The organism is Oleiphilus sp. HI0061 (genome assembly GCF_001635675.1).
Genome location: NZ_LWFE01000544.1, coordinates 1 through 853 on the forward strand (window position 1 = coordinate 1; position 853 = coordinate 853).

The 853-nt window shown below is 43.3% G+C and carries 1 pseudogene; it reads right to left on the reverse strand.

Annotated features, from left to right (window positions below):
• Nucleotides 1-853: pseudogene (locus tag A3735_RS30450) on the reverse strand (MSCRAMM family adhesin SdrC); the annotation flags it as partial.

Sequence of the window (853 nt, forward strand, 5' to 3'; positions counted from 1 at the left end):
ATAACGAATCGTTGTCGCTATCAGGCTGCAAGGGGCTATCATCCTGCCCATCCGCTAGAAAATCATTGTCAGTATCTGGATTTAGTGGGTCAGTTAACGATAACGTAAGTTCTTCATTGTCATCGATCCCATCAAGATCAGAGTCTGCTAAGAGAGGATTGGTACCTATAGCTAGCTCTTCGCTATCAGTAAGCTCGTCGCCATCTGTATCTGAACCAAGGGGGTCTGTGCCTTCCTGATCAGCTCGATTAATTTCATCAAAGTCTGAAACACCATCTTGATCGCTATCCTCTGGACTTGGGCATGATACAGCCTGATAGGCAATGCACGTCCCATAACCCAACTCTTCGATATTGCTTAAGCCATCACCATCTTGATCATCAAGGGCATCATTAACTTCATTGCCATCGCTATCAACAGTATCGAAAAGAGTGAAGGAAAGATTAAGCTCAACATAGTCGCTCAAACCGTCGCCATCACGATCTTCGTCACCATCTCTTATACCATCATCATCTGAGTCAGTATCAAGAGGATCTGTTCCCGTAATCAAAATCTCCTGCCCATCGCTTAGACCGTCGTTATCACTATCGCTGAGTACAGGACTAGTTAACTGATCTGCTATTGAAATGGGAGTACAGAGAACTTCGCTTAACTCAAGACCTAGTTCAGTAGCATCATTCAGGCCATCGAAGTCAGTATCACTTTCAGCAGGATTACTGACTCCAAGTTCTATGAAATCACACAACAAGTCACCATCTGTATCTAACAATAACGGATCTATTGTTAGGTTTACGTCAGGCTTACGTAAACGAAAATCGTCTGAATAACTGTCATAGACATAAGTGACCTCTAA